This is a genomic window from Marinomonas pollencensis, assembly GCF_003387375.1.
In the GTDB taxonomy this organism is placed as follows: domain Bacteria; phylum Pseudomonadota; class Gammaproteobacteria; order Pseudomonadales; family Marinomonadaceae; genus Marinomonas; species Marinomonas pollencensis.
Genome location: NZ_QUNG01000006.1, coordinates 21,491 through 23,047, shown reverse-complemented (window position 1 = coordinate 23,047; position 1,557 = coordinate 21,491). Strand labels below are relative to the sequence as shown.

1 protein-coding gene is annotated in these 1,557 nt (G+C 43.9%); it reads right to left on the bottom strand.

The window, feature by feature from the left end; genetic code table 11:
• Positions 1-1,557: Ig-like domain-containing protein (locus DFP81_RS18225; RefSeq protein ID WP_115897655.1), on the bottom strand; the 1,557-nt coding region annotated here is incomplete at both ends.

Below are 1,557 nucleotides of genomic sequence, written 5' to 3'. Positions count from 1 at the left end.
GATGTTGCCCAACGTTAAGGTCACGCTTGTGTGGTTGGTTAGGTTGTCTGTGTCACTGTCACCACTGTCGCTGGTCACTGCCAAGTCAATCGTTGGTTGACTCACTAACGTATCAAATACCGCACTGTCAGAACCTGCCTCTGACACGTTACCAGCTACATCCGTGATGGTTGCATCAACGGTTAATGTCTCACCTTCTTCAGGCGCAGCTACCGAAATTTCAACCTTATCGGCTGTGATATGAGCCTCTGTAAGTTCGATATCTATGCCGTTGACCGTCAATGTATCGCCTTTAACCGCTCCAGTATCAGTTAAAGAGATGGTCACGTTCACTTGACTATCAAACTCTTCAGCACTGATCAAACCGTCATTGTTCACATCTGCGGTAATAGTCACGCTTGGAGCAGATACAGGTGCCGTATCAACTTGCGCACTGTCTGATCCAGGCTCAGAAACATTTCCAGCTTTGTCAGCTTGCGTTGCACTAACAGTTAAAGTTTCACCATTTTCTGGTATCTCTTGTTCCCAACTAATAATGCCCGTTGAAGGGTCAAAGCTGTAAGTAGATTGAGCAGCACCATCAGCTAGCAAAGTACCATTTGAGTAATTATAAGTAAGTGCTACGCCATTCCCATTAATAGTGATGGTAACCGGGGCACCGTCGGCAAAATCCTCTCGATCGACAGCCACGCTAACAGTGGTCGTTTCACCTTCGGTAAACTCATCTTGGTTTATAAAACCATCATTGTTTAAATCAGCTTCAATAGTAACCACTGGGGCATCAGGAGCACTCACATCAACTCGATACTTGATCCCCTGAACATTATCATCACTGCTTGTTATCGTGTGCACATTACCAGCAACATCTTGAATTTCAGCAGAGTATTCTATCGTTCTATCTACATCATTGGCCAAATCAGAACCATTCACGTCGACAGAAAATACACCATCAGCATTTATATTTTCTGATAAAACCGTGTATTCAGAACCGTTAATATTCAACACAATGCTAGTTACTGATGCATCATCTTCAAGATTAATACTACCTGTTAGAGTAATAATACTATTCGCTTCTTCAGCATTAACAGTGTCATCAGGTGTTACATCATCAATAACTAACGTTGCTACGATAGATGTATCCAGTATCGCCGTATTAGTAACACTTCCTTCATTGCCTGCAGCATCAACGACAGACATAGAAACTGTCAAAGAACCATCGACCAAACTTGATAAATCCAAGCCTTCAACAGATACATTGCCGTTTGCATCGACTGAAATGGAGGAAACAGGAACAGTAAATGTATTTCCAGATGCCGAGCTATCAGTAATGACAATACCAACTACACTTGCTCCAGCTTCAACCTTACCGGTTAAATCAACAGAACCGCTTTCATCTTTATTTAAATAAGCATCACCATTGGTTTCAAAAGAAATGGCATTCTCGCCATCACCATCACCAGGCGCTGTGGTGTCTTCGGTCGTGAACGCCTGGGTCGCTTGAGTCGCCGCGTTGCCCGCCGCATCGCTCACATCCGCTTTCACCGTGTAGCTCGCTTC